The 25,893-nt window shown below is 39.9% G+C and carries 26 protein-coding genes; 11 read left to right on the forward strand and 15 right to left on the reverse strand.

What is annotated here, in order from left to right; genetic code table 11:
• Positions 1–66 precede the first annotated feature (66 nt).
• Positions 67–1,137: an LPS export ABC transporter permease LptG gene (gene lptG / locus ACYU0V_RS17215; protein WP_002121203.1), complete on the reverse strand. Its 1,071-nt coding sequence runs from the start codon at positions 1,135–1,137 to the stop codon at positions 67–69.
• The gene (gene lptF / locus ACYU0V_RS17220; protein ID WP_002121169.1) at positions 1,137–2,237 is read right to left on the reverse strand and encodes an LPS export ABC transporter permease LptF; all 1,101 of its coding nucleotides are present in this window, start codon (positions 2,235–2,237) and stop codon (positions 1,137–1,139) included. Before lptF ends, lptG begins: the two co-directional genes overlap by 1 nt.
• A 143-nt stretch (positions 2,238–2,380) precedes the next feature.
• On the opposite strand from lptF, the gene ACYU0V_RS17225 reads away from it, so the two are divergent.
• The 4 genes from ACYU0V_RS17225 (at position 2,381) to ACYU0V_RS17240 (ending at position 5,257) form a co-directional block, all read left to right on the forward strand.
• Entirely contained in the window at positions 2,381–3,829 is a 1,449-nt protein-coding gene (locus tag ACYU0V_RS17225; RefSeq protein ID WP_005079478.1) for a leucyl aminopeptidase, read from the forward strand.
• Complete coding sequence (locus ACYU0V_RS17230; RefSeq protein ID WP_002121193.1) at positions 3,822–4,229, forward strand: DNA polymerase III subunit chi; 408 nt, start codon at positions 3,822–3,824, stop codon at positions 4,227–4,229. Before ACYU0V_RS17225 ends, ACYU0V_RS17230 begins: the two co-directional genes overlap by 8 nt.
• Before the next feature lie 38 nt (positions 4,230–4,267).
• Positions 4,268–4,906 carry a cell division protein BlhA gene (blhA, locus tag ACYU0V_RS17235; RefSeq protein WP_161283109.1) on the forward strand — a complete coding sequence of 213 codons (639 nt, stop codon included), beginning with the start codon at positions 4,268–4,270 and terminating at the stop codon, positions 4,904–4,906.
• 132 nt (positions 4,907–5,038) lie between these two features.
• Positions 5,039–5,257 (forward strand): hypothetical protein, encoded by a 219-nt coding sequence (locus tag ACYU0V_RS17240; protein WP_461848396.1) that lies wholly within the window; start codon positions 5,039–5,041, stop codon positions 5,255–5,257.
• Positions 5,258–5,317: 60 nt separating this feature from the next.
• On the opposite strand, the gene ACYU0V_RS17245 is transcribed toward ACYU0V_RS17240, so the two are convergent.
• From ACYU0V_RS17245 to glnK, 6 genes are all read right to left on the reverse strand, one after another.
• A complete protein-coding gene (locus tag ACYU0V_RS17245; RefSeq protein WP_002121149.1) occupies positions 5,318–5,977 on the reverse strand; it encodes a riboflavin synthase in 660 nt (219 codons plus the stop codon).
• A gap of 43 nt (positions 5,978–6,020) precedes the next feature.
• Entirely contained in the window at positions 6,021–7,313 is a 1,293-nt protein-coding gene (locus ACYU0V_RS17250) for a DNA adenine methylase (protein WP_002121221.1), read from the reverse strand.
• Positions 7,310–8,395, reverse strand: a complete 1,086-nt coding sequence (ribD, locus tag ACYU0V_RS17255) for a bifunctional diaminohydroxyphosphoribosylaminopyrimidine deaminase/5-amino-6-(5-phosphoribosylamino)uracil reductase RibD (RefSeq protein WP_057070650.1) — start codon at positions 8,393–8,395, stop codon at positions 7,310–7,312. Before ribD ends, ACYU0V_RS17250 begins: the two co-directional genes overlap by 4 nt.
• A gap of 15 nt (positions 8,396–8,410) precedes the next feature.
• A complete protein-coding gene (nrdR, locus tag ACYU0V_RS17260) occupies positions 8,411–8,869 on the reverse strand; it encodes a transcriptional regulator NrdR (protein WP_000543541.1) in 459 nt (152 codons plus the stop codon).
• A gap of 158 nt (positions 8,870–9,027) precedes the next feature.
• Positions 9,028–10,422: an ammonium transporter gene (locus ACYU0V_RS17265; protein ID WP_461848399.1), complete on the reverse strand. Its 1,395-nt coding sequence runs from the start codon at positions 10,420–10,422 to the stop codon at positions 9,028–9,030.
• Between the two features lie 57 nt (positions 10,423–10,479).
• Positions 10,480–10,818, reverse strand: a complete 339-nt coding sequence (gene glnK / locus ACYU0V_RS17270) for a P-II family nitrogen regulator (protein WP_000780326.1) — start codon at positions 10,816–10,818, stop codon at positions 10,480–10,482.
• 278 nt (positions 10,819–11,096) lie between these two features.
• Here glnK and ACYU0V_RS17275 point away from each other — a divergent pair, with 278 nt between their 5' ends.
• From ACYU0V_RS17275 to ACYU0V_RS17285, 3 genes are all read left to right on the forward strand, one after another.
• On the forward strand, positions 11,097–11,324 hold the full coding sequence (locus ACYU0V_RS17275) for an accessory factor UbiK family protein (RefSeq protein WP_046812233.1): 228 nt from the start codon (positions 11,097–11,099) through the stop codon (positions 11,322–11,324).
• A gap of 65 nt (positions 11,325–11,389) precedes the next feature.
• Complete coding sequence (locus ACYU0V_RS17280; protein ID WP_461848403.1) at positions 11,390–12,877, forward strand: YifB family Mg chelatase-like AAA ATPase; 1,488 nt, start codon at positions 11,390–11,392, stop codon at positions 12,875–12,877.
• 103 nt (positions 12,878–12,980) lie between these two features.
• Entirely contained in the window at positions 12,981–13,526 is a 546-nt protein-coding gene (locus ACYU0V_RS17285) for an NADPH-dependent FMN reductase (RefSeq protein WP_141316626.1), read from the forward strand.
• Positions 13,527–13,550: 24 nt separating this feature from the next.
• Here ACYU0V_RS17285 and pdxR read toward each other — a convergent pair whose 3' ends face one another.
• Positions 13,551–14,984, reverse strand: a complete 1,434-nt coding sequence (gene pdxR, locus ACYU0V_RS17290; protein WP_461848406.1) for a MocR-like pyridoxine biosynthesis transcription factor PdxR — start codon at positions 14,982–14,984, stop codon at positions 13,551–13,553.
• Between the two features lie 111 nt (positions 14,985–15,095).
• On the opposite strand from pdxR, the gene ACYU0V_RS17295 reads away from it, so the two are divergent.
• Complete coding sequence (locus tag ACYU0V_RS17295; RefSeq protein ID WP_461848408.1) at positions 15,096–15,872, forward strand: aldolase; 777 nt, start codon at positions 15,096–15,098, stop codon at positions 15,870–15,872.
• A gap of 15 nt (positions 15,873–15,887) precedes the next feature.
• Positions 15,888–16,766 carry a dihydrodipicolinate synthase family protein gene (locus ACYU0V_RS17300; protein WP_461848410.1) on the forward strand — a complete coding sequence of 293 codons (879 nt, stop codon included), beginning with the start codon at positions 15,888–15,890 and terminating at the stop codon, positions 16,764–16,766.
• Positions 16,767–16,807: 41 nt separating this feature from the next.
• Here the strand turns inward: ACYU0V_RS17300 and ACYU0V_RS17305 are convergent, their stop codons facing one another.
• Positions 16,808–17,629 (reverse strand): TorF family putative porin, encoded by an 822-nt coding sequence (locus ACYU0V_RS17305; protein ID WP_033851261.1) that lies wholly within the window; start codon positions 17,627–17,629, stop codon positions 16,808–16,810.
• A 38-nt stretch (positions 17,630–17,667) separates the two neighbouring features.
• A complete protein-coding gene (locus tag ACYU0V_RS17310) occupies positions 17,668–17,856 on the reverse strand; it encodes a hypothetical protein (RefSeq protein WP_044102661.1) in 189 nt (62 codons plus the stop codon).
• Positions 17,857–18,592: 736 nt separating this feature from the next.
• On the opposite strand from ACYU0V_RS17310, the gene ACYU0V_RS17315 reads away from it, so the two are divergent.
• The gene (locus ACYU0V_RS17315) at positions 18,593–19,933 is read left to right on the forward strand and encodes an OprD family outer membrane porin (protein ID WP_461848411.1); all 1,341 of its coding nucleotides are present in this window, start codon (positions 18,593–18,595) and stop codon (positions 19,931–19,933) included.
• Between the two features lie 106 nt (positions 19,934–20,039).
• Here the strand turns inward: ACYU0V_RS17315 and ppa are convergent, their stop codons facing one another.
• Positions 20,040–20,564 carry an inorganic diphosphatase gene (gene ppa, locus ACYU0V_RS17320; protein ID WP_002121243.1) on the reverse strand — a complete coding sequence of 175 codons (525 nt, stop codon included), beginning with the start codon at positions 20,562–20,564 and terminating at the stop codon, positions 20,040–20,042.
• Positions 20,565–20,691: 127 nt separating this feature from the next.
• Positions 20,692–21,090 (reverse strand): MAPEG family protein, encoded by a 399-nt coding sequence (locus ACYU0V_RS17325; RefSeq protein ID WP_002121258.1) that lies wholly within the window; start codon positions 21,088–21,090, stop codon positions 20,692–20,694.
• Positions 21,091–21,196: 106 nt separating this feature from the next.
• Here ACYU0V_RS17325 and ACYU0V_RS17330 point away from each other — a divergent pair, with 106 nt between their 5' ends.
• Positions 21,197–21,589, forward strand: coding sequence for a hypothetical protein (locus ACYU0V_RS17330; RefSeq protein ID WP_033851266.1), 393 nt, complete (start codon positions 21,197–21,199; stop codon positions 21,587–21,589).
• Positions 21,590–21,629: 40 nt separating this feature from the next.
• On the opposite strand, the gene ACYU0V_RS17335 is transcribed toward ACYU0V_RS17330, so the two are convergent.
• On the reverse strand, positions 21,630–23,309 hold the full coding sequence (locus ACYU0V_RS17335) for an AMP-binding protein (protein ID WP_461848412.1): 1,680 nt from the start codon (positions 23,307–23,309) through the stop codon (positions 21,630–21,632).
• Positions 23,310–23,607: 298 nt separating this feature from the next.
• On the reverse strand, positions 23,608–25,827 hold the full coding sequence (gene parC, locus ACYU0V_RS17340; protein WP_087090463.1) for a DNA topoisomerase IV subunit A: 2,220 nt from the start codon (positions 25,825–25,827) through the stop codon (positions 23,608–23,610).
• Between the last annotated feature and the right edge of the window lie 66 nt (positions 25,828–25,893).

Consider the following 25,893-nt stretch of genomic DNA (forward strand, 5'->3'; position numbering starts at 1 on the left):
CTCTATTTATTCCTATGGCTTTCACCAATATCCGCGATTGATGAAAACCATAAATATCACTTATTACTAGCGAGCGCGGTAAAGCAAATAACTTCCGGCACCAAACATTAACAAGATAGGCACGAGCACAAACCATGCTGGAGATGGAGAATAAACCAAGCTTGCATAGCCCAAGAAATCCTGCAAATAATAGAAACTCAAACCAATAAACAATGCGATCACTAAACGGAAGCCCATCGATTGTTGGCGTAACGGTCCAAAAATAAAAGAACACGCCACGAGAACTAATGCAATGAGTGAAAATGGCGAAGCAACTTTTTGCCAGAAAGCCAATTGGTACGTCTTTGGTACCTGGCTATATTCATCCATATAACGCATAAAGCTAATCAGTTGGCTTGGCGATAAATCTTCAGGATCTAAAGTCACCATATGCACATATTTAGGCTGTAATGCTAAAGCAAGCGATTGTTCTTCATGATCAGTTTTGATGGCATTGCCTGCCGCCAAAATGTCCATTTGTTCAGCTTTTTTCAAAGCCCATTGACCATTTTTAATAAACTGTCCTTGCTGAGCATTAATTAATGATTGCAAGTAATAGTTCTGATCAAAGTCGACCACTTGAATGTCTCTTAAATTACCCTGAGAGTTAGCATAGTCGATATAGATAAATCGTTGCCCTTCACGTGACCAATAGCCTTTAACTTCACCTAAAGCAGCTACAGAACGATGGCTTTTAACACTTTGTGCTTTTTCATTGGTATAAGGGATAACCCATTCACTTAAAGCAAACGACAAAATAATAAGTAGTAAAGCTGAGCGCATAACCCAACCAACAATACGCCATAAGCTAACACCGACTGAACGCATAACAATGAGCTCACTGCTCGTTGCCAATGAACCCAGACCAATCACAGCACCAATCAAGGCAGAGATAGGTAAAATTTCATAGAGATAGCGAGGAGCTCCCCACAAGACATAGACGAGAGCTTGCCATGCGTTATAGTCTGGTTTGAGCTCACCCAACTCGCCAAGATATGTAAATAAGACCTGAAGAATGGACAAAACAACTGTGGTGCCAAACATCGCAAGCGCAGTGGTTTTCGTCACATATTTGGCGACTATTCGACGTGCTAACATTATAATTTCACTCGCTTGATCTGTTTCTTGATTTTTGGTCCCAACTTCTGCTTACGTGAGAATAAAGCGGCAGCAACGCCATACACAACCAACACGGCAGGATAAGCCCAAATATCGAGTTCTTCTTTACTAATACGAGTCTTGATTGCAATCATTAATACGATCAGACTGGAAAAAATAAAAATCGCCGGAATAAGACGGTAATAACGGCCTTGTCGTGGGCTCACCTCAGACAATGCCACTGATAGCATTAACGCAATAACAATGGTGAATGGCCCAAATAAGCGCCATCCCAACTCACTTCTGATGACTGGATCATTCGTTTTTGAAAAGAGTTTTGTTGTTGATAGTGCTTCTACATCGCCACTCTCAAACTTAACATCTTTGTCATTTTCTAAACGTAGACGATAAGACTGAAACTCTGCTTGTGTATATTTTGGTTGTCCCGGGAATATTTCATAGCGACGACCTTGTACCAGATCAACGACATTGGCGGTATCATTTGCAACTTCTACACGAGTCGCTTCCTTTGCCAAAATCATAACATCTGGCTTATCTTCTTTAGCAGCGCGCTGATAAAAGAAAATGTCCTTCAAATTCTTTCGGTCTTCTGACAATGAACCTGCATAGATCGTATATGGCCCAGAAGAAATAAACTCTCTTGGTCGAACCAAATCAAAACCTGTTCGAACAGCTTGTGTTGTTGTCAGTTTTTCAAACTCACGTAGTCCCCACGGCGTCATCCAGAGCATAAGCACAGATTGAAAAACCATATAAACCAGCGTCATTGGAATGAGTAATCGTGCTAATTGATGACGGCTTACACCACTACCATTTAATACAGCCATTTCATGGTCAACATATAAACGACCAAACACCAACATTAAACCAATGAAAAAACCCAATGGTAAAATGAGTGTTAGAAATTCAGGTAAACGATATCCAATGATGCTAAACAAGATACTGGCATCTAAACGCCCCTGCGCCGCCACACCAAAGTATTTGATCAGACGACCACCCATCATGATTAAGGTCAGTAAAGAAATGACCACCAATGAGGTAGAGACAACTTGCTTGACGAGATAACGCCGAATAATCAAAGTAATACTTCCAAAAGGCTAATCGGGACGTGTGCTAGTTTACCCGAATGTTAAAAATATAAAACCGCACATTGCAACGCTATGCTTGAAAGTGTTTCAATGTTTTAATCCAACATAACTTTCTATAGGCAATCACGGCAGCCATGAAATTTACAACTTATACAACTTTTCCCGAACAGACATCTAATGAATCTTTGTGGGTTTTAGTTGATTCAGAACAGCTACAAAGCAACATCAACACATATCAAATCAATAACCTAGAAAGCGTTCTTACTGCCACCCAATTCAAAGGCAACTTCAATGAAACTCTGCCTTTATTCGGTCAGATTTCAAATCAACCTCATAGCCAATTACTTGGCCTAGGAAAAACAGCCGAACTTCAGGCGGTTAAGCTCGCTAAACTTGCCCAAACCATTATCAAATCGACACAAAATAAATTTAAGCATATCGCGATTGATATTGCTGCGTTACCTGTCGAATACCATTATTTATTCGCTTTAAGCTTAACTCAAGCAGCTTATGGTTATGATGAGTTTAAATCGAAAAAAAATGAATTTGTGTTACAACAGGTTGATTTAATTAGTTCAACGACGAGCCTCGATGAAAAACAACTGGCTTTAGTGCATGCCGTACAGTCTGGTCAGTCGTATGCACGTGACCTTGGCAACCGTCCAGGCAACATTTGCTTCCCTGAATATTTGGCAGAACAAGCATTAGCTTTAGCTGCAGAATTCCCTGACTTACTCAAAGTAACTGTCTTAAATGAACAGCAAATGGCTGATTTAGGTATGTACGCTTTTCTTGCAGTCAGCAAAGGATCTGAACGTCCGGGTCGTATCGTAACACTCGAATACCAAGCTGGAATCGATCAAGCGCCTGTTGTGCTTGTTGGTAAAGGCGTTACTTTTGATACAGGCGGTATTTCTTTAAAACCAGGCCTAGGCATGGATGAAATGAAGTTCGATATGTGCGGTGCAGCCTCTGTACTAGGTACTATTCGCGCGCTATGCGAGGCAAGACTTCCTATTCATGTCGTTGGAGCAATTGCAGCTGCGGAAAACATGCCTTCAGGTAAAGCAACTCGCCCAGGCGATATTGTGACAACCATGAGCGGACAAACAGTTGAAATCTTAAATACCGATGCAGAAGGTCGTTTGGTACTGTGCGACACATTGACCTATATCAAACGCTTCAACCCAGCAGTTGTGGTTGATATCGCAACATTAACTGGTGCATGCGTAGTGGCTTTAGGTAAAGTACTGAGTGGTTTGTTCTCACCAGATGATGCTTTAGCAGCTGAACTTCAACAAGCGGGTGAGCAATCATTTGACCGTGTATGGCGTATGCCAGTCATTGAAGATTATCAAGAATTACTTGATTCACCATTTGCTGACATTGCGAACATCGGCGGTCCATACGGCGGTGCGATTACGGCAGCATGTTTCCTTGAACGCTTTACACGTGAGTACCGTTGGGCTCATTTAGATGTAGCAGGAACAGCATGGTTATCTGGTCCAGCTAAAGGTGCAACAGGTCGTCCAGTACCATTACTCATGCAATTTTTAGCGAATCGTGTAAATACGAATGGCTAAAGTTAGTTTTTATCTGTTTGAAACCAGTGAAGAACGGCAAGTCGATAGTGCTTGCCGTTTATGCCGAAAGATTTTGCAGAAGCATCCTAAAATCTGGTGGTATTGCCCAGATGTGCAGCTACAACAAACTCTTGATGAAAGATTATGGGACTTCGACCCTGCAAGTTTCATTGCGCATGGGATTGATCAAGCTGAAGCTGCTGTATGTATTTCGGCTAAACAACCGCTTGAACAAGGCTTGTTAGTATTTAATTTTAACAATCATGCACTTGAACAAGTTGATCATTTTAGCCACATTATAGAAATTGTTGAAAATAATGAAACAGCCAAGCAAATTGGTCGAGAAAAATTTAAAATGTATCGCCGTTTGGGTATAGAACCGCGGACCTTTAAATTATAACGCGCTAAAATGTAAATACTGTTGAACAAAGGAGAAGCATGGTGGCATTAAATGTCGGGCAAGATTTTAAAAAAAGATGGTTAAATGCGCCTGAAGCTGTCCGTCATGCCTATCAACAGGATCTGGCACGTATTTGCGACTTATTAGAACCACAAACCCCTATTCAGCTTTGGGTTTTAAATGACGAAAAAGCGCAGTTAGAATCACAGCAAAAAATTGAACAAGCTTACGCGGACCTTAAGGCAGAGCTTATAGAGCAAGCACGTATCCGTCGTCAACTCGCTTTAGAAAAAGCACTTGCTGACAAACGTGCATCAGAAGCTGCTTATGCTGCGGAGTTGCAAGCAGACGAAATTCGCAAGTTTAATGAACAGACTGAAACATTACAGGCATTACGCAGTCATTTAGAACAAGAAGTTGCAGAACAAACTGCACGCTATCAGAAAAACCCTGAAACCCCAGCCGTCAATTACTCCGCTGGTGTAAAACTTAGTATCACCGATGATCAAATCTTATCTGAGCTTGAAAGTTTACGCATTCGTTTAGAACTTGAAGCTGAAAACTTAATTGAAGAGTCCGTAACGGCTTTCCGAGCTAAACTACATTCGGCAGCTCAAGAAGAAATTGAATATATTTTAAAGAACTCTAAGTTTTCTGATGAAAAAATAGAGAAGTAAAGTTTTTAAAACTTCTTCTGTCATAAAACTGACACCTATATGTCACAAAATAGACATAAATATTATTCTTGTAGATCAAATGATTATGAGAATAGAAAGTAGTGATTTTAAGAGAATTAATGAGGGTAAGAAATGGACATTCCGCATCAGATTTCAAAGCAACTTGAGCAGCTTAATCAGGGTGAGCAATGGACATTTTCAGCACAAGAACTTTATATGAGTCATAACGACTTTAATTCGCTTTCAATCTTGCTGACACGAGCGTCGGAAAAAGGTGAGTTTTCAATTACACGTACTCAGCATACTAAACTATGGGTCGGCACACATTCGGTTACTCTCACAAAGCATTAATTTTTAAAAATAAAAAAACCGGACATATGTTCCGGTTTTTTTATTTTGATGATCTGGCTTTTATTTTAAAAAACCATTTTCAGCTAAAAAAGCCATACTAATATTTGACTCAGTTTTTTGCTCAGCTGCTTTATCACCTAGCAATAAACGCTCGATATAACGCGCCAACACGTCGACTTCAAGGTTGACCTTACTGCCTACTTGCCACGTTCCAATATTGGTACGTTCTGCAGTATGCGGAATCAAATTCAAGCTTAAAATATTTCCACGCAAGTGGTTAATCGTTAAGCTAATTCCATCAACGGTTACAGAGCCTTTTTCCGCCAAATATTTAGCAAGTTCTGTCGGTGCTGTAACTTCATAATAGATTGATCGAGCATCTTCACGCACTACGGTAATTTCACCTACGCCATCAACATGACCACTTACAATGTGCCCACCAAAGCGCGTTGTCGGTAACATTGCCTTTTCAACATTGACACGTTGCCCAACTTTCCAGTTACCCAAAGTCGTTCGATTTAAACTTTCACGAGAAACATCTGCTGCATACCAATTATCGCCCCATTCAATCACTGTGAGGCAAATACCATTGGTTGCAATCGAATCACCCAAATGTACATCAGACATATCCAGATCAGTCTGAATACGTAGACGTACATCACCACCTACACTTTGCAGGCTTTCAACTTTACCTAAACTTTCAATGATGCCTGTAAACATGGCTCAATCTCCAAATCTTTTTACACTGCTTAAATTGCAGCGCTTACCAAAGTGCGAGCTGTGTACTATTGCCTGAGGTATCTACACCACCTAGCTCGGCGAAGTGGTAAAGCTGGCCTAATAACTGACGTAATGGTGGTCCTGACTTAGCATGAGTATCAGTAATCACAATAAACTCAAGCACGCGTGCACGTTCAGACTGTCGTTGTTTACTCACTCGATAACGCGGAACATCTTGTGTTAACAAGGTCACTTTGCCTCGTTCCAGATTGGCCATAAGTAAATCTTTCGGCTCGATATTACCATCAGTTGAATAGCTGGTCAGAATATAGCGTGCATTGATCGTTGAAAGTAATTTCTCATACGCATCTTTTGCATGTTTAGAAGAGTTATATGGACTTGGGCGTTCTTTACGCCATGCTCTATCAATACCACTCTTATAACCTTTGGTATCCGGTGAAGGTAAATCCACCTGATCCCATAAAGTTAGTGCATTTAAAACGTGATAATTACTACTATATGCGTGCTGGTTATATGGTGGATCGAGATAGGCAACATCAACCTCAAAACCACTCATTTGATTTGCTAGATGTTGTGAATCTACACACCACATTTCAGCAGCCGGACGTTTGCGATCACCAATCTCACAAAAACGGCTCGGTGTTAACCAAAGTAATGATTCAATTCGTTCTAACGCAGTTTGAGTACGTCCGCCCCATCCTTGGTGGAAGCTTTTAAATACACCACTCGTGTTACTGACAAAACTAGCTGAATAGAGCAATGGCGCAAGCAAAGCACTCATCTCTACATCATTAATTGCACCTTGTGCCTGCCATGTTGCAATCTGCTGACGAATTGCATCGATACGCATACCGTTACGGCGTTTAAAGAATAAACGGTCACGAGTTGGATCGTATACATCATCGTTACGTGGACAAAGGTTATGCGTTACCCAACCTTTAACTTCAGGTAAGCGATTTAAATAATCGATTGCCTTTTGATAGCCACCCAGTTCTTTAAAAGCAGGTGCATCTACACAGGCTAAAATCGCATGATTTAAAGCATGACTATAAGGTTCCCAGTCGTTTGCAATCACGCGGTAACCATTTTGACGTGCTAAACGAGATACAACGCCACTGCCGGCAAAGAAATCGGCAAAAATCGGTGGATTCTTTTTCTTGCTATTCAGTGTCCCTGTAATTTCAAGGGCTTCTAAAATTAGATGGAGCAATCGGCGCTTGTTACCCAAGTACGGCACAAGCTGATGGAAAAGATATTCGTCTGTCGTACGGGCTGCATGACGACGTTTGTGATAAACCGAAGGCTCTGAATTCATACTTTCTCTTGCGTAGGGATTAACCTTAAGCGTATATCTTGATCAATTTTTGTCACATCAAGAAGTGTAAAACGAAGTTGCTCTGCCATATATTCAAATTCTGCATTGAACATGGCCCTTGCACTTTTCCCCAATAAGGTCGGGGCAATATAACTGATCAATTCATCCACCAAACCTTCTTGCAAAAAGGCAGTAGACAATGTTGCGCCAGCTTCAACCAACACATCATAAATTTGATGTTGCTTAGATAGGGTCTGTAACAGCATTTTTAAAGGCTGAATTTCTAATTGTATCACGCCTAAATCAGCAAGTTCTTGACGATACGGCCCCATTACCATCACAGTTTCAGGATTCGCTAAGATCTTAGCGTTAAGTGGCAAACGTCCTTGGCGGTCTAAAACAACCCGTTTTGGCTGAGCAACCATCTCGATATCAAAATTATTGAGTGAACGCACATTAAGCTGACAATCATCTGCAATCACAGTTTCAATACCTGTAATCACTGCTCCAGAAATGGCACGCCAATGTTGTACATCTTGGCGTGCAGCCGAACCGGTAATCCACTTCGACTCACCTGATGCCATTGCAGTACGCCCATCTAAACTTGAGGCTACCTTTAAACGTACATAAGGCATGCCTGTAGACATTGCCTTTAAAAAACCTTGATTAAGTTTTGATGCTAAATCTTCGCAAATGCCAACTTCTACTTCAATTCCGGCATTTTCCAAAATCTGAACACCCTTACCCGCCACTAATGGATTTGGATCAGGACAAGCAACCACTACTTTTTTAACTTGGGCTTTCACCAATGCTTCGGCACAAGGAGGAGTTCTGCCATAATGTGCACATGGTTCAAGCGTAACGTAAGCTGTTGCACCTTGTGCATATTCACCCGCTTCGCGTAAGGCAAAAACCTCTGCGTGTGGCTGACCCGCTTTAGGATGAAAACCTTGGCCAATTAACTGATCATCTTTGACAATCACACAACCAACATTTGGATTAGGCTTGGTCGAATATAGTCCTCGTTTGGCAAGTTCAATAGCTTGCTGCATCCAATACTGATCTTGTTTCAACTCAGACATAAAAATCTCAAATGATTAGTGTTCACGTTGTTGCATTTGCTCTATTTGACGGCGAAACGCTTCAACATCCTGAAAATCTTGATAGACAGAAGCAAATCGGACGTAAGCAACATGGTCAAGGGCAAATAAAGATTGCATGACAATTTCGCCAATTGTTCTAGATTTCACATCACGCTCACCTAAACGGCGAATCTGCAACTGGATATCACTTAAAACTGTTTCGATCTGCTCTTGTGTGACCGGACGTTTTTGCAAAGCATGCATTAACGAACGACGTAATTTGGCCTCATCGAAAGGTTCATTTTTTCCATTCGATTTGATCACACGGGGCATTACCACTTCATAGCTTTCAAAAGTGGTAAAACGTTCACCGCAACTTACACACTCACGACGTCGACGAATCTGACAGCCTTCGGCGGCTAAACGTGAATCGATGACTTTACTATCTGCGGCGTTGCAAAATGGACAATGCATAGCGGATTTATAGGGTCGATTACTTTGACCTAGTGTAGCAAAATTTCTACACTTACAGAACCAGCATTCTTCAAGACAAAAAAACAGTCCTGAGCAAGATCAAAGCATCGCTTTGATCACAGCGCAAGACTGTTCTTTTAAGACAGATATATTAATGATTATTCAATACGTTCGCCATGTTGGCTTAAATCTAGACCCATGCGTTCATCATCAGCATTAACACGAATACCAATCACAAGATCAATCACTTTAAGAATAACGAAAGTCGCGATACCACTGTAAACCATGGTTGCTAATACGCCTTCAATTTGTACCCATAATTGGCCAGTGAATGTTGCTGCTAATGGAACGTTAGCTGCTTTAATAATTTCGTCACTGTAGAATACGCCAGTTAAAATCGCACCGACAATACCACCTACAGCATGTAAACCAAACGCATCCAAAGCATCGTCGGCTTTAAGTAAGCGTTTAAGTGCTGTAATACCCCAGAAGCACACTACGCCACCAATAAGGCCCATGACTAAAGCACCGCCTACCCCAACAAAACCTGCTGCTGGTGTAATCACAACTAAGCCAGCTACCGCACCAGAAGCACCGCCTAATACAGATGCTTTACCACGGATCATACGTTCAACAACTAACCAAGAGAATGCAGCAGCAGCAGCGGCAACTTGAGTCACTAAAATTGCCATACTTGCACGAGCACCAGCGCCTAGAGCACTACCACCGTTAAAGCCGAACCAACCCACCCAAAGTAAGCTTGCGCCCACTACAGTTAAAGTCAGGTTATGCGGAGCCATAGATTCGCGGCCAAGGCCAATACGTTTTCCAAGCATGTAAGCAGCAACTAGACCTGCAACACCTGAGTTGATATGTACAACTGTACCACCAGCAAAATCTAATGCGCCTGCTTTAAATAACCAGCCATCTGCAGCCCACACCCAGTGGGTAATTGGTGCGTAAACAACTAGCACCCAAACTGCAATAAACACCATGAAAGCTGAATATTTCATACGGTCTGCAATAGAACCGCTAAGGATCGCCACTGTAATAATGGCAAAAGTCATTTGGAAAATAACAAAGAGACTTTCAGGAATTGTCCCACTTAATGCATCAAACGCTACCCCGTTTAGTATTGCTTTAGACAAATCACCAAAAAATGCACCTGTGCCAGAGAACGCGATTGAGTAACCAGCAATCACCCACAGCAAACTTACCAAGATTGCAGCTGAAAGGCTGAACATCATCGTACTGAGTACATTTTTTTTACGTACCATACCGCCGTAGAATAATGCCAATCCCGGAATGGTCATTAATAGAACCAATGCGGTTGAAACTAAAATCCAAGAGGTATCACCCGTATCAAGCGTAGGTGTCGGTGCTGGAGCTGCTGGAGTTTCAGCAACTGGTGCTTCTGCAGTAGTTGCAGTAGCTTGTGATGTTGATGCGGCCGCAACTTCCGATGTTGGCGTTGTTACAGCTTCTTCTGCCCAAACGGCAGTACCACCCAAAAGAGCGCCTGATAGACTGAGCGCCATAAGCATTTTTTTCATTCGTGTCCCCCAACCTCATTTGCGAGTTATTTTCTACTCAGCAAGCTTTGTGCCAATTTAGACAGCATCCGGTCCAGTTTCACCCGTACGGATACGGATTACTTGTTCCAGGTTAGTCACAAAAATCTTACCATCGCCGATTTTTCCAGTGCTTGCCACACGTGTAATTGATTCAATTACTGCGTCCACCATTTCATCACTAATCGCAATCTCGATTTTTACTTTAGGTAAGAAATCAACCACATACTCCGCGCCACGGTAGAGTTCAGTATGCCCTTTTTGACGACCAAAACCTTTAACTTCAGTTACGGTAATCCCTTGTACACCAATGTCAGAGAGTGCTTCACGCACGTCATCCAATTTAAACGGTTTTACAATTGCAGTTACAAGCTTCATGTTTGTTTCCTTCGGCTTCTTTTCACCAGTAAGGTTTTATGTTCAATTTTCATGCCAATATTTCAAAGGTTGAGGGAAATGAATCTTTTGCATGAACTTTCTTTATAACCTATTTAGTGAGCAAGATGTAGATGAGCTATCAAAAATAAAATGAATTTTCAGTAGTGTTATATGCTGATTTAATGATCTATTTGCACTAAAAGAATTGAAACCTATATCCAGCGCTTAAGCAGTGTTAAACTGTAAACCATAAGGTAATACAACACTTTGGATATTTCATGCTAGAAACTTTGCTACAGGCCATTCTGGAACAAATTGATGAGCCTAAAAAAGATTTGGAAAAAAATTTACGTGCATTATTAAATGAAGCGGTCGAAAAGTTGGATCTTGTTTCCAAACAAGAGATCGACCGTCAAAAGACTGCACTTCAATCAGCCAATCAACGTTTAGAAGAGCTACAAAGACAAGTAAGTTTGTTAGAAGAAACTTTAAAGAATAAAAAATAAGCACCAACGTAGCGCATTTATACTTTACAACGATTAAAAATGAAGCACCATAATGGAACAATAAGATGTCTTTTTCTAAAATTTATACACGGGGACTTTTAGGTTTACATGCGCCTCTGATTGAAGTTGAGGTACATGTGAGTCAAGGCTTACCTTCTCTTACTATTGTCGGCCTAGCAGAGGCGGCGGTAAGAGAAAGTAAAGACCGGGTTCGCTCAGCCATTATTAATAGTGGATTTCAATTTCCAACTAAAAGATTGACCATTAATCTTGCACCAGCAGATTTGCCCAAAGATGGATCACGTCTAGATTTACCTATTGCTATAGGTATTTTAATTGCTTCTGGCCAGCTCCCAGAAAACTGTGCCGAAGATTTTGAATTAATTGGTGAATTAGCTTTAGATGGCCATGTAAGACCAGTGTCAGGTACTTTAACTTTGGCAATGGCGTGTCAACAGGCCAGGCATAAAATGCTTTTACCTCTCGATAATAGTCAGGATATTAGCCATTTACCGAACCTTGAATGTTATCCAGTGAGCCATTTAAAAGAAGTCTGTGATCATTTTCTGGGCATGAAATCGCTATCTTCGATTGAACCTGCAGCGAACTCAAACCAAATGCCTTATAAATTTGATCTGGCAGATGTAAAGGGTCAGCTACGCCCACGTCGCGCACTAGAAATAGCCGCTGCAGGCGGGCACTCGCTGCTCTTTAAAGGGCCACCAGGTACAGGTAAGACTTTACTCGCGTCACGTCTTCCTTCAATTTTGCCACCGCTTTCTAATCAGGAAACGCTTGAAGTCGCGAGTATTTATTCTATTTCAAATACACCGCATACCTTTGGTCAGCGTCCATTTCGCGCGCCCCACCATACAGCATCAGCCATTGCACTAGTTGGGGGCGGTTCACATCCTAAACCTGGTGAAATTACCTTATCTCATTTAGGGGTTTTGTTTTTAGATGAACTCCCCGAGTTTGACAGAAAAGTGCTAGAAGTCTTACGTCAGCCACTTGAATCAAAAGAAATCATTATTTCACGTGCAGCTCGGCAAATTACCTATCCTGCAAACTTTCAGCTCATTGCAGCAATGAACCCTTGCCCATGTGGTTATGCGTTTAATCAAGATAGCCGTTGCCAATGTTCACCAGAGAGTATTAAGCGCTATCAAAACCGTATATCAGGGCCATTACTTGACCGTATCGATTTACATATTGATGTACCTCCTTTAAAAGCTCAGGAACTGCAAGATCCAACGCCTGCTGAAGACTCTACAACTGTACGGCAACGTGTGATTTATGCTTATGAGCAACAAATGCAAAGACAAGATTGTTTAAATCAAGCACTTTCACCGAAACAACTTGAGCAATATGCTGTACTTGATAGTACTTCTCAACGAATGATTGAAATGGCTCAACAACGTTTGAATCTGTCGGCTCGTGCTTATCATCGTGTTTTACGGGTTGCTCGTACCATTGCCGATTTGGCGCAAAGTGAGATGATCCAAAGTCCTCATCTTACAGAAGCGCTCTCTTATCGAGGCAATCATTCTTAAAATAAAAACAGCGGATTATGAGTCCGCTTTTTTAATATTTATAGAAGTTATTAATAAGAGAATTTATTACTCCGTATGTATTAATAGAAGTAAAGAGGATGCTATGAAAATTTTGGCTATCTCAGGTAGTGCAAGAAAAGAATCTACAAACACTGCTCTATTAAGAGCAATGAAGGATATAGCACCGTCCGACATTGAATTGACAGTTTTTGATCATATTAATAATCTGCCTGTCTTTTCTCCAGATAATGAAGGAGAAAAAACGCCTACTGTAGTGGAAGATTTCATCAAATCTGTTTCTGATGCAGATGGCATTATCATCTCAAGTCCAGAATATATCCGTTGTATTCCAGGTGGTCTCAAGAATGCAATTGATTGGATGGTTTCCCGTACCGAAATTATAGATATACCTATTGTCCTGGTTCATGCATCTAGCCGCGGCGACGACATGCTAGTTTCTTTAAGAAGAGTATTGTCGACTGTTAGTAGCAATTTCTTTGAAGATTTATTTTTAAGGATTTCTCTCATCGGCAAATCTCCTGAAAAAATTAGCGAGATGCTACAAACCGAAAAATATAAGTCACAAATTACCCCCTTTCTGCTTAAATTTGTCTCAGAGATTCAAAAATGTAGAAATGAATTAGAGTGAACTTTCTTAAAATAAAACAGCGTATTATGAGTCCGCTGTTGCTTTATTAAGAACTCGATTTAAGGTCTCGATTAAAGCAGTGATTTCCTTCTCTGATAAAGCAGCAAAGCCAAAACGAATACAATGGTTAGAAGGCTCCCCCTGTTTAAACTTCTGCTCTGTATCAATGTTGAGTTCTTTTAATTTCATAAGCTGATCTTGAGTAAATGCTTTCTGGAATTTCGCCCATAAGGCCATTCCACCTGCAGGTGATTGTATCTGAACAGTCTCAGCAAAAACTCGATGGAACTCAGCTAAGGCATGGTCACGGCGTAGTTGATATATTTTTTTCATTTTACGGATATGCCGCTTGATTTCCCCTCGCTGCATTAAATCTGCTAAAGCAAGTTCCGTAATGTTATTGCCTTGCCGATCAATCAATAGAATATCTTCTGTAATCGATTGAATGATTGTTAGGGACGCTACCATATATCCCAAGCGAATACCGGGTGCAAAGACCTTTGATAATGAGCCCACATGAATGACTAAATCAGAATGAGGCAAACTTGCTAAGGGTGGCATAGGCCGACTGTCATAGTGGAATTCGTGGTCATAATCATCTTCAATAATATAAACCCCCCATTTTTTTGAAAGCTCTAAGAGTTGAAGACGGCGAGACATGGTCATGGTGACAGTTGTAGGATATTGGTGATGCGGAGTTGTATAAATGGCAGCAACTGAGTGCTCTTGTAAAATCCGTTCTAGGTCGTCAATGACGATACCTTGTTCATCTAATTTGACAGAAACCACTTGAAAGCCATTTGATTGAAATGCTTTAAAAGCAGATGGATAATATAATTCTTCAACAACGATAACGCCCTGCCGATTGGGTAATGCTCGAGAGGCAAGAAAAATTCCCATCTGGCTACCACGTACAATACAAATCTCATCTTCGGCAACATTCATAAAACGTTCCATCGACAGCATTTGTTGTAAAGCCTGTCTTAGCTCAACCATACCTCGTGGGTCACCATATCCCATGTACTGGTTTTGCGTAATTTTAATCAGTGCATGCCGGTATGCCCGCGAAAATAGTTCGTAGGGAATAAGCCTCGGATCTGGCACACCATCGTTATGTGGGCGTTGAATCACTTCTTGAGTGATTGGTTTATCATTAACTGTTCGCTCAGATACTGGCTCTATTTGAAGCTGTTTTTCCGGCAAAACATCCGCCACAAATGTGCCTTTTCGGGGACGGGTCACAAGCCATCCTTGTGCCTCTAACTCTTCATAGACTGCTTGTACGGTTTTTCGATTAATTCCTAGTTCTTTTGACAAGCTACGAGACCCCGGCAGCATCGTACCCTGCACTAAACGGCCACATAAAATTTCCTGACTAATCAAGTTAGTCAGTTTTAGAAATACCGTTTTTTCTTCTCTTTCATCGATACGAAAATGTACTTGCCAAGGTCTTAGCATATTCGCCCCATCTGGACCATATAACTTATAAAAACTGGATGTATTGATTCATCCAGCTATTTTCTATTCTGCCTTCACCTACTTAATTTGGTCAACTGGACTGGAGAAGAGATGAAGACTGCTGCTGTAAACAAACAAGACCTGATGCAACACGCACAGCAAGACATGCAAAAGTGGATTAGCGACTCAGATTTAACTGATCGTCAAAAGCTTGCACTCACTTGCCGTATTTTATTTGACCAGGGCCATGATGCTGGTTTAGCAGGCCAAATTACCTGCCGTAGTGAAAATAAAGAATCCTTTATTACCCAATGTTTTGGTTTAGGTTTTGATGAAATTACTGCCTCAAATTTACTTGAGGTGAATCAAGATTTAGAACCTATCAATCAAGAAGGAATGGCAAACCCAGCCAATCGTTTTCACACATGGATTTATAAAGAACATCCAGAAGTGAACTGCATTATCCATACTCATCCTACCCATGTAGCAGCCCTATCGATGCTACAGGTTCCACTTATGATTTCCCAAATGGACGTTTGTGCACTTTACGAAGACTGCTCATTTGTAGGTCATTGGCCGGGTGTTCCTGTAGGCAATGAAGAAGGTATTTTGATTTCTTCTGCGCTTGGTAAAAACCGCGCTGTTTTATTGTCTCATCATGGTCAATTGGTCACAGGAAAAACCATTGAAGAAGCCTGCAACTTGGCTCTTTTAATTGAACGAGCAGCTCAACTGCAACTGCTAGCCATGTCTGCCGGACAAATCCAGCCCATCCCCCATGCTTTAGCAAAAGAAGCTCATGACTGGGTTTCTACCGATAAACGCAACAAAGTGAACTTTGCCTACTACGCACGTAAAGCTTTGAAAAAACATTCTGACTGTATTTAAAAAGAGATTTCCACCATGAAAATAAACGGCATTATTGGCTACCCTGTTACACCATTTTCTGATGACAACACCATTAATCTTCCTGTTTTGAAACAAATGCTGGATTTGCTGATTGCAAATGGCTGCGATGCGATTGCGCCTTTAGGCAGTACAGGCGAAAGCGCTTATCTTGAATGGGATGAATGGTGCTTAGTCGCAAAAACTTCAATTGAAAGTATTAATAAACGCGTGCCTGTCATTATTGGAATTTCAGAACTCACGACTGATCAAGCCATCAAAAAGGCGCAAGTCGCGCAAAGCTATGGTGCAGATGCACTTATGGTGATTCCTATATCTTATTGGAAGCTAACAGACCAAGAGATTTTTGAATATTATCAAGCAATTGCCGAAGAAATTACACTACCAATTATGATTTATAATAACCCCGCGACTAGCGGTGTTGATATGTCTCCAGAGTTAATTGTGCGTATGTTTAATAGCATTACAAATATTACGATGGTGAAAGAAAGTAGCGGTGATATTCAGCGCATGCATAAAATTTATGAGTTATCAAAAGGAGAACTCCCTTTTTATAACGGGTGTAACCCTCTGGCTTTAGAAGCTTTATGTGCGGGAGCAAGCGGTTGGTGTACAGCAGCACCGAACCTGTTAGGTCAGCGACCTCAACAGCTTATTGAACATGTGAAAAATGGTGAATTGGAACAGGCCCAGAAGTCATTTTATCAGCAACTTCCTCTACTACGCTTTATTGTAAATGGTGGTTTACCTAAAACGATTAAAGCTGGTTTACAACTAAAAGGTGTCTCTGCGGGCTTACCACGCAAGCCATTATCTAAAGCTACGGATATTGAGCTTAACCAGTTAAAACAGCTACTTTCTGAAATAGAAAACTAATAAAAAAGCGGGTTACTCACCCGCTTTTTTTAAACTCAAACTTAGAATGTTTTAGTTAAACTAAATACTAAGCCTGTGTCATAAGGTTTTTTCTGAGCATCAGTCATGCCAGAAGTACTAATGTCTGTACCAACAACATCTAGCTCAGCGACAATACCTAAAATATTATAGTTTACGCCGACTTTATAATCGATATAGCTATCATCTTTACCAGGGCCACCACCAACTACGGCTAAAGCTTCTTTATTTTTGAATTTGTTATAGCCAACTGAAGCAAGTCCTGTAAATCCTGTATCTGCAATTGGCGCAGAATAACCGACATTAAAATACCAGAACTGCTTAGAATTAGCCCAGTAGTCATCTGAATAGTTCACACCTACACTGAGTGCATCGCCTTTAAGTAAAGAATTAGCAAAAGTTAATTTACCGTAAACTTCATTAAAATCTAGACCATTTTTACCATCATAACCTATGCCATTACGGTCAAAACTATGACCAGAACCAATATAACCATAATGAATTACACCGATATCATACGTTGGCGCAAGCGTATCGGATAATTTTAAAGTATTGGTATATCCCAACGCGACATCAGTTTCTGTTGAGTTCCCAGTTACACCAAAATCAACACTTGAGCCCCAGAGCGATAAATAAGCCCCTGACTTGTGTGAAAAAGTGAACCCACCTTGAATAGCTGGGTTATTTGAAGATTGAGTAACACCGCGAAAACGGTAGTCTGTGGTCGCGGCTACATTACCTGTTGCCGTGATTCCATAAAAAGATGGAGCATCTTCAGCCATAGCCATAGTTGACCCTGCTGCAAAGATACCAAGAGTTACTGCCTTAAGTGCAAATTTCATCATTTTGATCTCCCCCACAATGAATGCACGATTTATAGGAATTAAACAAATTGTGTTACTTGAGCTTTAGCAATTGCTGTGCCAAGTACAAATTTGCTATCAGTGCTCTTCATTAATTTTGAGATCAAACTCACTTTATTATAAAATTTCTCTGTAATTTTTATAAAAATATATCTATAAAAAACATAGTGATAAAATAAAATTCTTATGCGACAAAAAATACTAAACATACGAAAACCCCTTATCGGAAATTAATGAGCGAGGCGTGAAGTATTCATTTGTTGCACATAAATTTTCTATTTAATCTTAGAGGAGAGATATAAAAAATATGTAAATTTCTGGAGGACAGTGCTTGTAATGATCTGTGATTGCGCATTTCTACTCATTGGATTTGTTTACTTATTCCTTGTTTAAAGTAGATGTACTATTTTGGGTCTTTTTTAAGCAATAATATGGATAAAAAGAGTAGTGCACAAAATACAAGCAACGTATTGCACTAAATTTGATCAACCCAAACATATTCTATTGATCATCTGTTAGTGATCTATTTTTGTACATTCCATTTTTAAAATAACGTTATATAGTAATAATTTAAAAGGTATAAAAATAAAAGTGACGAAAAAAGAAACTTAAAATAAGATTAAAAAGTAAACATATCCAACAAAAAAGCGTAAAAAATGAACACAAGATTCAACTATTTTTTGAAGTTTAAATATAAAATAAATGGTAAAAATCCACTAAAAAATAAATTACTTTTTTTATTTTAAACAATAGATTAAGTATAAAAGACTATTAGTAAATTTATTAATAACCAGTAGCACATTAATCAATTTCTGCATAGCATATATAAAATAAAATCAACAAAAATATATCTTTTTTATAGATTACTTATACAATTGATGGAAATCCTAGGCTTTGAACAATAACAAGGCACAGGATTTATCGTTTTTATGAGGTTCTTTAAATATGCTAAAAGCACAAAAACTTACATTAGCAGTTCTCATTTCTGCGGCAATAATTTCCTCAGCTCAGGCAAGCGAGCAAAGTGAGGCAAAAGGATTTGTTGAAGATGCGAACGGTTCTATTCTCTTCCGTACAGGCTACATCAGCCGTGACAAAACCAACTATGTTGAAAACCTTACAGGCAAACCTGTACAAGTTAAAGATACTAGTTCATTTGCTCAAACGGCAATTGTAAATATTGATTCTGGCTTTACCAAGGGTATTGTTGGATTCGGTGTTGGTGTTGTTGGTGATGGCTCATTTAAAATCGGCGCAAACAAAAATGCCGGCAATAACATGATTCCACGTGAAACAGGTCTCAATGACAAAGGCGTACTAACAAAAGGTGCTGGTGACTCTTATGATCACTGGGCTCGTGGTGGTGCTAACCTTAAAGCCCGTTTTTCAAATACAACAGTGCGTTACGGTACTCAAGTACTCGACTTACCCGTTCTTGCAAGTAACACAGCTCGTTTAGTACCTGAATACTTTACTGGTACGTTATTAACGAGCCGTGAAATTAAAGATTTAGAAGTCATTGCTGGTAAATTCACTAAAGATCAATATTCTGATCAAGTGAACACAGATGGTCGTCATCTTGACCGCGCAATTGTTTGGGGTGCTAAATACAAGTTTGATGATAATTTAAATGCATCTTACTATGGTTTAGATAGTAAAGATAAGCTTGAACGTCACTACGTTAATGTAAACTATAAGCAACCATTGGCGAATGACAGCTCATTAACTTACGATTTCAGTGGTTATCACACTAAGTTTGATGAAGGTGCTTTTACTTATTCACAAACTACAGATGACCTATCTAATCGTAAAAACAATATTTGGGCAATTTCTACAGCCTATAATACTGGCCCACATAACATCATGGTTGCTTACCAACAAAATAGTGGTAATGTCGGTTATGACTATGGTGAAAATGCTGACGGCGGTCAAAGTATTTATTTGCCAAACTCTTACTTATCTGACTTCATCGGTAACGATGAAAAATCTGCACAAATTCAGTACAGTCTTGACTTTGGTAAATTAGGTGTATTACCTGGTCTAAACTGGACAACTGCATTTGTATATGGTTGGGACATTAAAGTTAAGAACGTAACTGATGATGCTCAAGAACGTGAGTTCTTTAACCAAGTGAAATACACAGTTCAAAGTGGTTTTGCTAAAGATACGAGCCTTCGTATTCGTAACTCTTATTACCGTGCTAGTGATGAATATCAAAATGGCAACTATATCGGTGATACCAACGAATGGCGTTTATTCCTTGATATTCCTGTGAAATTATTCTAATTCACAAATCTATCAAGTATAAAAAAACCTACGTCTGGCAACAGATGTAGGTTTTTTATTAAGCTCAAAATATCAATTCAGAAATTCTGAGCTTATAAATTAAAGCTTATTTAGCAGCTTCAATTGCTTTTAATACTTCGGCTTTAGCAACATCAGCACCTTCCCAACCACTGATTTTTACCCACTTACCTGGTTCTAAATCTTTATAGTGACTGAAGAAATGCTCAACTTGGCTAATCAATAACGGAGGAAGATCTGTATATTCCTTCACGTCTTTATAAAGTGGAGATAATTTTTCGTGTGGAACAGCGATTAATTTCGCATCAATACCACCGTCATCTTCCATATTTAATTTGCCCACTGGACGGCAACGAATGACTGAACCAGCAGCAACAGGATGAGGAGTTACAACAAGTACGTCTAATGGGTCGCCATCTTCAGACAAAGTATTTGGAACATAACCATAGTTCGCTGGATAGAACATTGCTGTACCCATGAAACGGTCTACGAACAATGCATCAGAATCTTTATCGATTTCATATTTAATTGGTGCTGCATTTGCAGGAATTTCAATAATGACATAGATGTCATTTGGCGCATCTTTACCTGCTGGGATATTGCTGTAACTCATATCAATACTCTTTCGTTATGAAGTCAGATGTAAAATCCACTCGATTATAGCGTGGATATCATCAAAATGATGCCGATTATACAATGGGCACACGCGAAAGTTGATATGAATGATGACAGAATGACACTCAAGTCAGTTTAATCGTGACCACAAGTAAAAAGATTGGACACAATATCGATAAGAACCAAACAATAGAGCGTAAAGTTGCCCAGTTACTTAAATAGCAAATGCCATAAATAACTCTTAAAATAATATATGCCCAACCTAATCTCAGAATAAAATATTCCGGAACAACCATATATTCAGCCATTAAAATAGCAGTTAAGAATAAAGGTAGGCTTTCAAAGCTATTTTGTTGTACGGCATTAGCGCGAGCAGCAAGGCCTGTTGTTTTAGCCAAAAAAGCTCTCGGATTTTGATTATCGACGGGCTGGAAACCACCTGTAAATTTTGCAATTACGGTAAATGCGTATGGCAGCAAACATGCCACTAAAATAATATAGATAATGCCGCTGATGCCCTGCATAGTGCCATCCATCACTGAAAATACTGTTGATCATGCTATCATAACATTGCGTTTTTACCTGAAATTTTATGCAATCACTTGTCATCACTGATTAATAGGGCCATATATGCAACAACCTGATCAAAAAGAATTGTTTGACGTCTTAGAGAAGCAAAAACAAAATCAACTTCAGGTAGACCGTATATTAAAAATCGTACTTCCTATTGTCGCTTTTTTATTGAGTGTGATTTGTGCAAATCTAAATTGGCAATCGACACTGGGCACCTTTGTTATTTTAACAATTACTTTTATTGCAGTCGGTATTAAACGACTTCCTTTATGGCATTGGTTAATTGTGATTACCCTATATTGCCTAGCAGATAATTATTTAAGTTATGGTCAGCTCGATTTAACTCATTTGCGTTTGCAATTGGGCACAATGCTAGTTTTTGTTGGGATGGTAGGAATTGGTCGTCCTTACATAGACCGCTGGTTTATGAAGAGCCACAACAAAATGTAAAAACAAAAAAAGCGCCCTAAGGCGCTTTTTTATTAACTTTTTAGGCTGGCTTACGTAAGTCTTTACGTAAGATTTTGCCTACGTTTGATTTAGGTAATTCATCCATAAACTCAACATAACGAGGGCGTTTATAACCTGTTAAGTTTTCTTTAGCAAAGTTCAAAATTTCTTCGGTCGTTAAGCTTTGGTCTTTTTTCACGATAAAGAGTTTTGGCACTTCACCTGATTTTTCATCAGGAACACCAATTGCTGCAACTTCCAATACTTTTGGATGTTTAGCAATAACTTCTTCAATTTCGCTTGGATAAACGTTAAAGCCAGAAACCAAAATCATATCTTTTTTACGGTCTACAATTTTAGTATATCCACGGCTATCCATAACGCCGATATCACCAGTACGGAAGAAACCGTCTGCAGTCATGACTTTCGCAGTCTCATCAGGACGCTTCCAATAGCCTTTCATGACTTGAGGACCACGAATAGAGATTTCACCTTGCTCACCTAAGGCGACTTCTTTACCGCCATCATCTAAAATAGCAACTTCTGTTAAAGGTAATGGAATACCAATTGTGCCGCTAAATTCAGTAGATGCAGGAGGATTTGCAGTCGCTACCGGAGAAGTCTCAGACAAACCATAACCTTCAATAATGGTTGTACCAGTAATCTTCTTCCACGCTTCTGCTGTAGAAGGTAGAACTGCCATACCACCGCCCATCGCCATTTTTAGATTGCTATGGTCAAGTTGTTTAAATTCTTCATTGTTTACTAAAGCATTAAATAATGTATTTACTGCTGGGAAGAATGATGGCTGATATTTACGTAATTCATTAATTACCGCTGGTAAATCACGTGGGTTCGGAATCAAGATATTTGCCTGACCTTTATACATACCGTACATCGCGCAAACCATGAACGCAAAAATATGATAAAGCGGTAATGCGCAAACAATACGGTCGCCTTTAGCGCCATCGTTTGCACCAAATTTACTTTGGAAGATACCATCACACTGTAAAAGGTTAGCAACCAAATTAAGATGTGTTAATTCCGCACCTTTTGAAACACCTGTAGTACCACCCGTATATTGAAGCACGGCAGTATCACTTAAAGTTAAATTTGGACGCTTATAACTACTCGGGCTTTCTTTATTTAATGCTGTATTAAATTTAACGTATCCTGGAATATTCCAAGCAGGAATTTGCTTACGTACTTTACGTAATACGAAATTTACTAATGTACCTTTAAGCGTACCAAGCATATCTCCTACTGTCGCAACCACAACATGTTTCACAGGAGTTTTACCTAAAATGCTTTGGTAAACACTGGCAAAGTTTTCGATAATCACGAGCACTTCTGCACCCGAGTCATTTAATTGATGCTCAAGCTCACGTGCCGTATAAAGTGGGTTTACATTCACTAGAACTAAGCCCGCACGCAAAACAGCTAATGCCACTACAGGATATTGCAATACGTTTGGCATCATTACTGCAACACGAGTCCCTTTTGCTAACCCCAAATTTTGCAAATAGGTCGCGAACTTACGACTTGCAAGTTCTAACTCGTTAAATGACATTGCCTTATCCATGAAGATAAAAGCATCACGAGAACCAAACTTTTGGAAATTATTCTCAAAAATATCAACTAGTGAGGTATTTTCCGCAGGCAATGCTACTGTTTCTGGAATCCCTGTCTTTTGGTATTCTGCAAACCAAATTTTTTCCATAATGCCATTATCTCCGATTCGTAATCCTTAGTAATAACTGTTATTCAATGCCCCAGCTATTCTTTAGCTTCTTGGTGCCAGAACATATTTAAAACTTATTGGCACATTCATGACACTTTCGAACAAGATTATGAGACAGAAGTTTTGACAATTTGACCCTGTCAAATTTTTTTATATGGAGTACAAATTACGTACTCCAAATTGCTGTCCTTTTAATCGTTATTCAATACCAACAAGTTCAGTTCATTGCTTGAACATGTTGCCATATATAGCGTATTTATGTTGCCCGACGCTAGCTTTATCTCTGAATCAACAGTTTATTTGCTTTTTGATATCCACGTGGTAAGAGGTGACCTTTTGAAGCACGTTTACCCATGTATTTTTGTAGATCATCACCTTTTAGTTTTAGATGTTGTTGACCTGCAACCACCTGAATTATTTCATCTAAGTTCAGGGTTGTCATGGATAAAATCTGCTCTTTTGCTTCAAGTTGTATCAACTTATTACCTTTACCCTTATTTAAATTTGGCAGTTCTGCCAAATCAATAATTAAGAGTCGACCTGCTGAGCTGAGCACAGCTAAATGTGTCATGTTTTGGGCAGATACTAACGGCAAAGCTTTTGATTTTTCAGGAACCGACAAGAATGTCTTTCCTGCTTTGGCATTAGTATCTAGCTGTTTGGTTTGAGTTTTGAATCCATAACCTGATGAGCTAGCAGCAATCAGTTCTGACTCTTCATCATCTAAATAGACCTGAATAAACGCGACTCCACTTGCAGGAGCAAGTTTCGAACTTAATGGCTCGCCTAAACCTCTTGCTGATGGCAGACTGCTAATAGGCAAGGCGTAACTACGCCCCGTCTCATCAAGGAAATAAATTCGTTGATTGGTTTTACCCACCGCATGGCTTAAATATTGGTCGCCAGCACGATAGTTTAAATTCTCTGCATCAACATCTGCACCTTTTGCAGCACGAATCCATCCAGCTTCAGATAAAACTACCGTTACTGCTTCAGCTGGCATTAAATCTTGTTCTTTAATCTGAACAGCTTCAGCACGCGCCACGATTGGAGAACGGCGCTCGTCACCAAACTTTTTCGCATCTTCCTTTAATTCACTAATAATCAGATTTTTCAAAGATTCTGGATTTTCGAGTTGTTCACGAATAATCGCTGCTTTTGCGGAAAGTTCATCCTGCTCTTGACGGATTTCCATCTCTTCAAGTTTTGCTAAATGACGTAACTTGAGTTCTAAAATTGCTTCTGCCTGTATCTCATCAATTTTGAAATGTTCCATCAGTACAGGTTTTGGCTGATCTTCTTCACGAATAATACGAATAACTGTATCAATATCGAGATAAGCAATTAAAAGACCTGCCAAAATATGTAGGCGTTTTTCAATTCGGTTTAAATGATATTCCAAACGGCGAGTAACTGTTTTTTTACGGATCTCAATCCACTCAAGTAAGATACGTCGAATCGACTTAACCTGAGGACGACCATCTTCACCAATCATGTTTAAATTAACACGATAACTCGATTCTAAATCCGTAGTTGCAAATAAGTGGCTCATCACTGCTTCAGCATCAATACGATTAGAACGAAGTACAATCACTAATCGTGTTGGGTTGGCATGATCTGACTCATCACGCACATCCACCACTAGAGGCAGCTTTTTAGCCTGCATTTGATCGGCAATTTGAGTAATTACCTTCGAGCCCGATACTTGATACGGTAATTCGGTAATCACGATTTCATTTTTTTCAATAGTGTAAACCGCTCGCATGCGGTAACTACCACGACCCGTAGTCTGGATTTTGAGTAATTCTTCTCGCGGAGTAATAATTTCAGCTTTGGTTGGTAAATCCGGCGCTGGAATATATTCAGCCAATTTCTCATCTGATGTTTGCGGGTTACGAATTAAGGCAATTGTCCCTTTAATCACTTCACGTAAATTATGTGGCGGAATATCGGTCGCCATACCAACCGCAATACCGGTTGTACCATTTAGTAGAATGTTGGGAACTCGTGCCGGCAAGGTAATTGGCTCTTTTAAAGAACCATCAAAGTTATCTTGCCATTCACTCGTACCTTGACCTAGCTCACTTAATAATAATTCACTGTAAGCGGAAAGTTTTGCCTCGGTATAACGCATCGCAGCAAACGATTTAGGGTCATCTGGTGACCCCCAGTTGCCTTGACCTTCAATTAGAGGATAACGATAACTAAATGGCTGAGCCATCAATACCATGGCTTCATAACATGCCGAATCACCATGCGGATGGTATTTACCAAGTACGTCACCCACAGTACGAGCCGATTTTTTTGGCTTACCACTGCTTTTTAAGCCCAACTCGCTCATGGCGTAGACAATACGGCGCTGTACAGGCTTTAAGCCATCACTGATATGTGGCAATGCACGATCCATGATGACGTACATGGCATAATTCAGGTAAGCCTGTTCAGTAAATTCGGCTACAGAGCGGTTTTCTGTCGCTTGATGCGCAAGGCTGGTCATAGTCAGCTTATCTTCCAAATCAGTCGTTATTTTAAGTGAGTCTTATGCTAAGTGGGCTATGTTACA

The organism is Acinetobacter sp. X9, assembly GCF_054889255.1.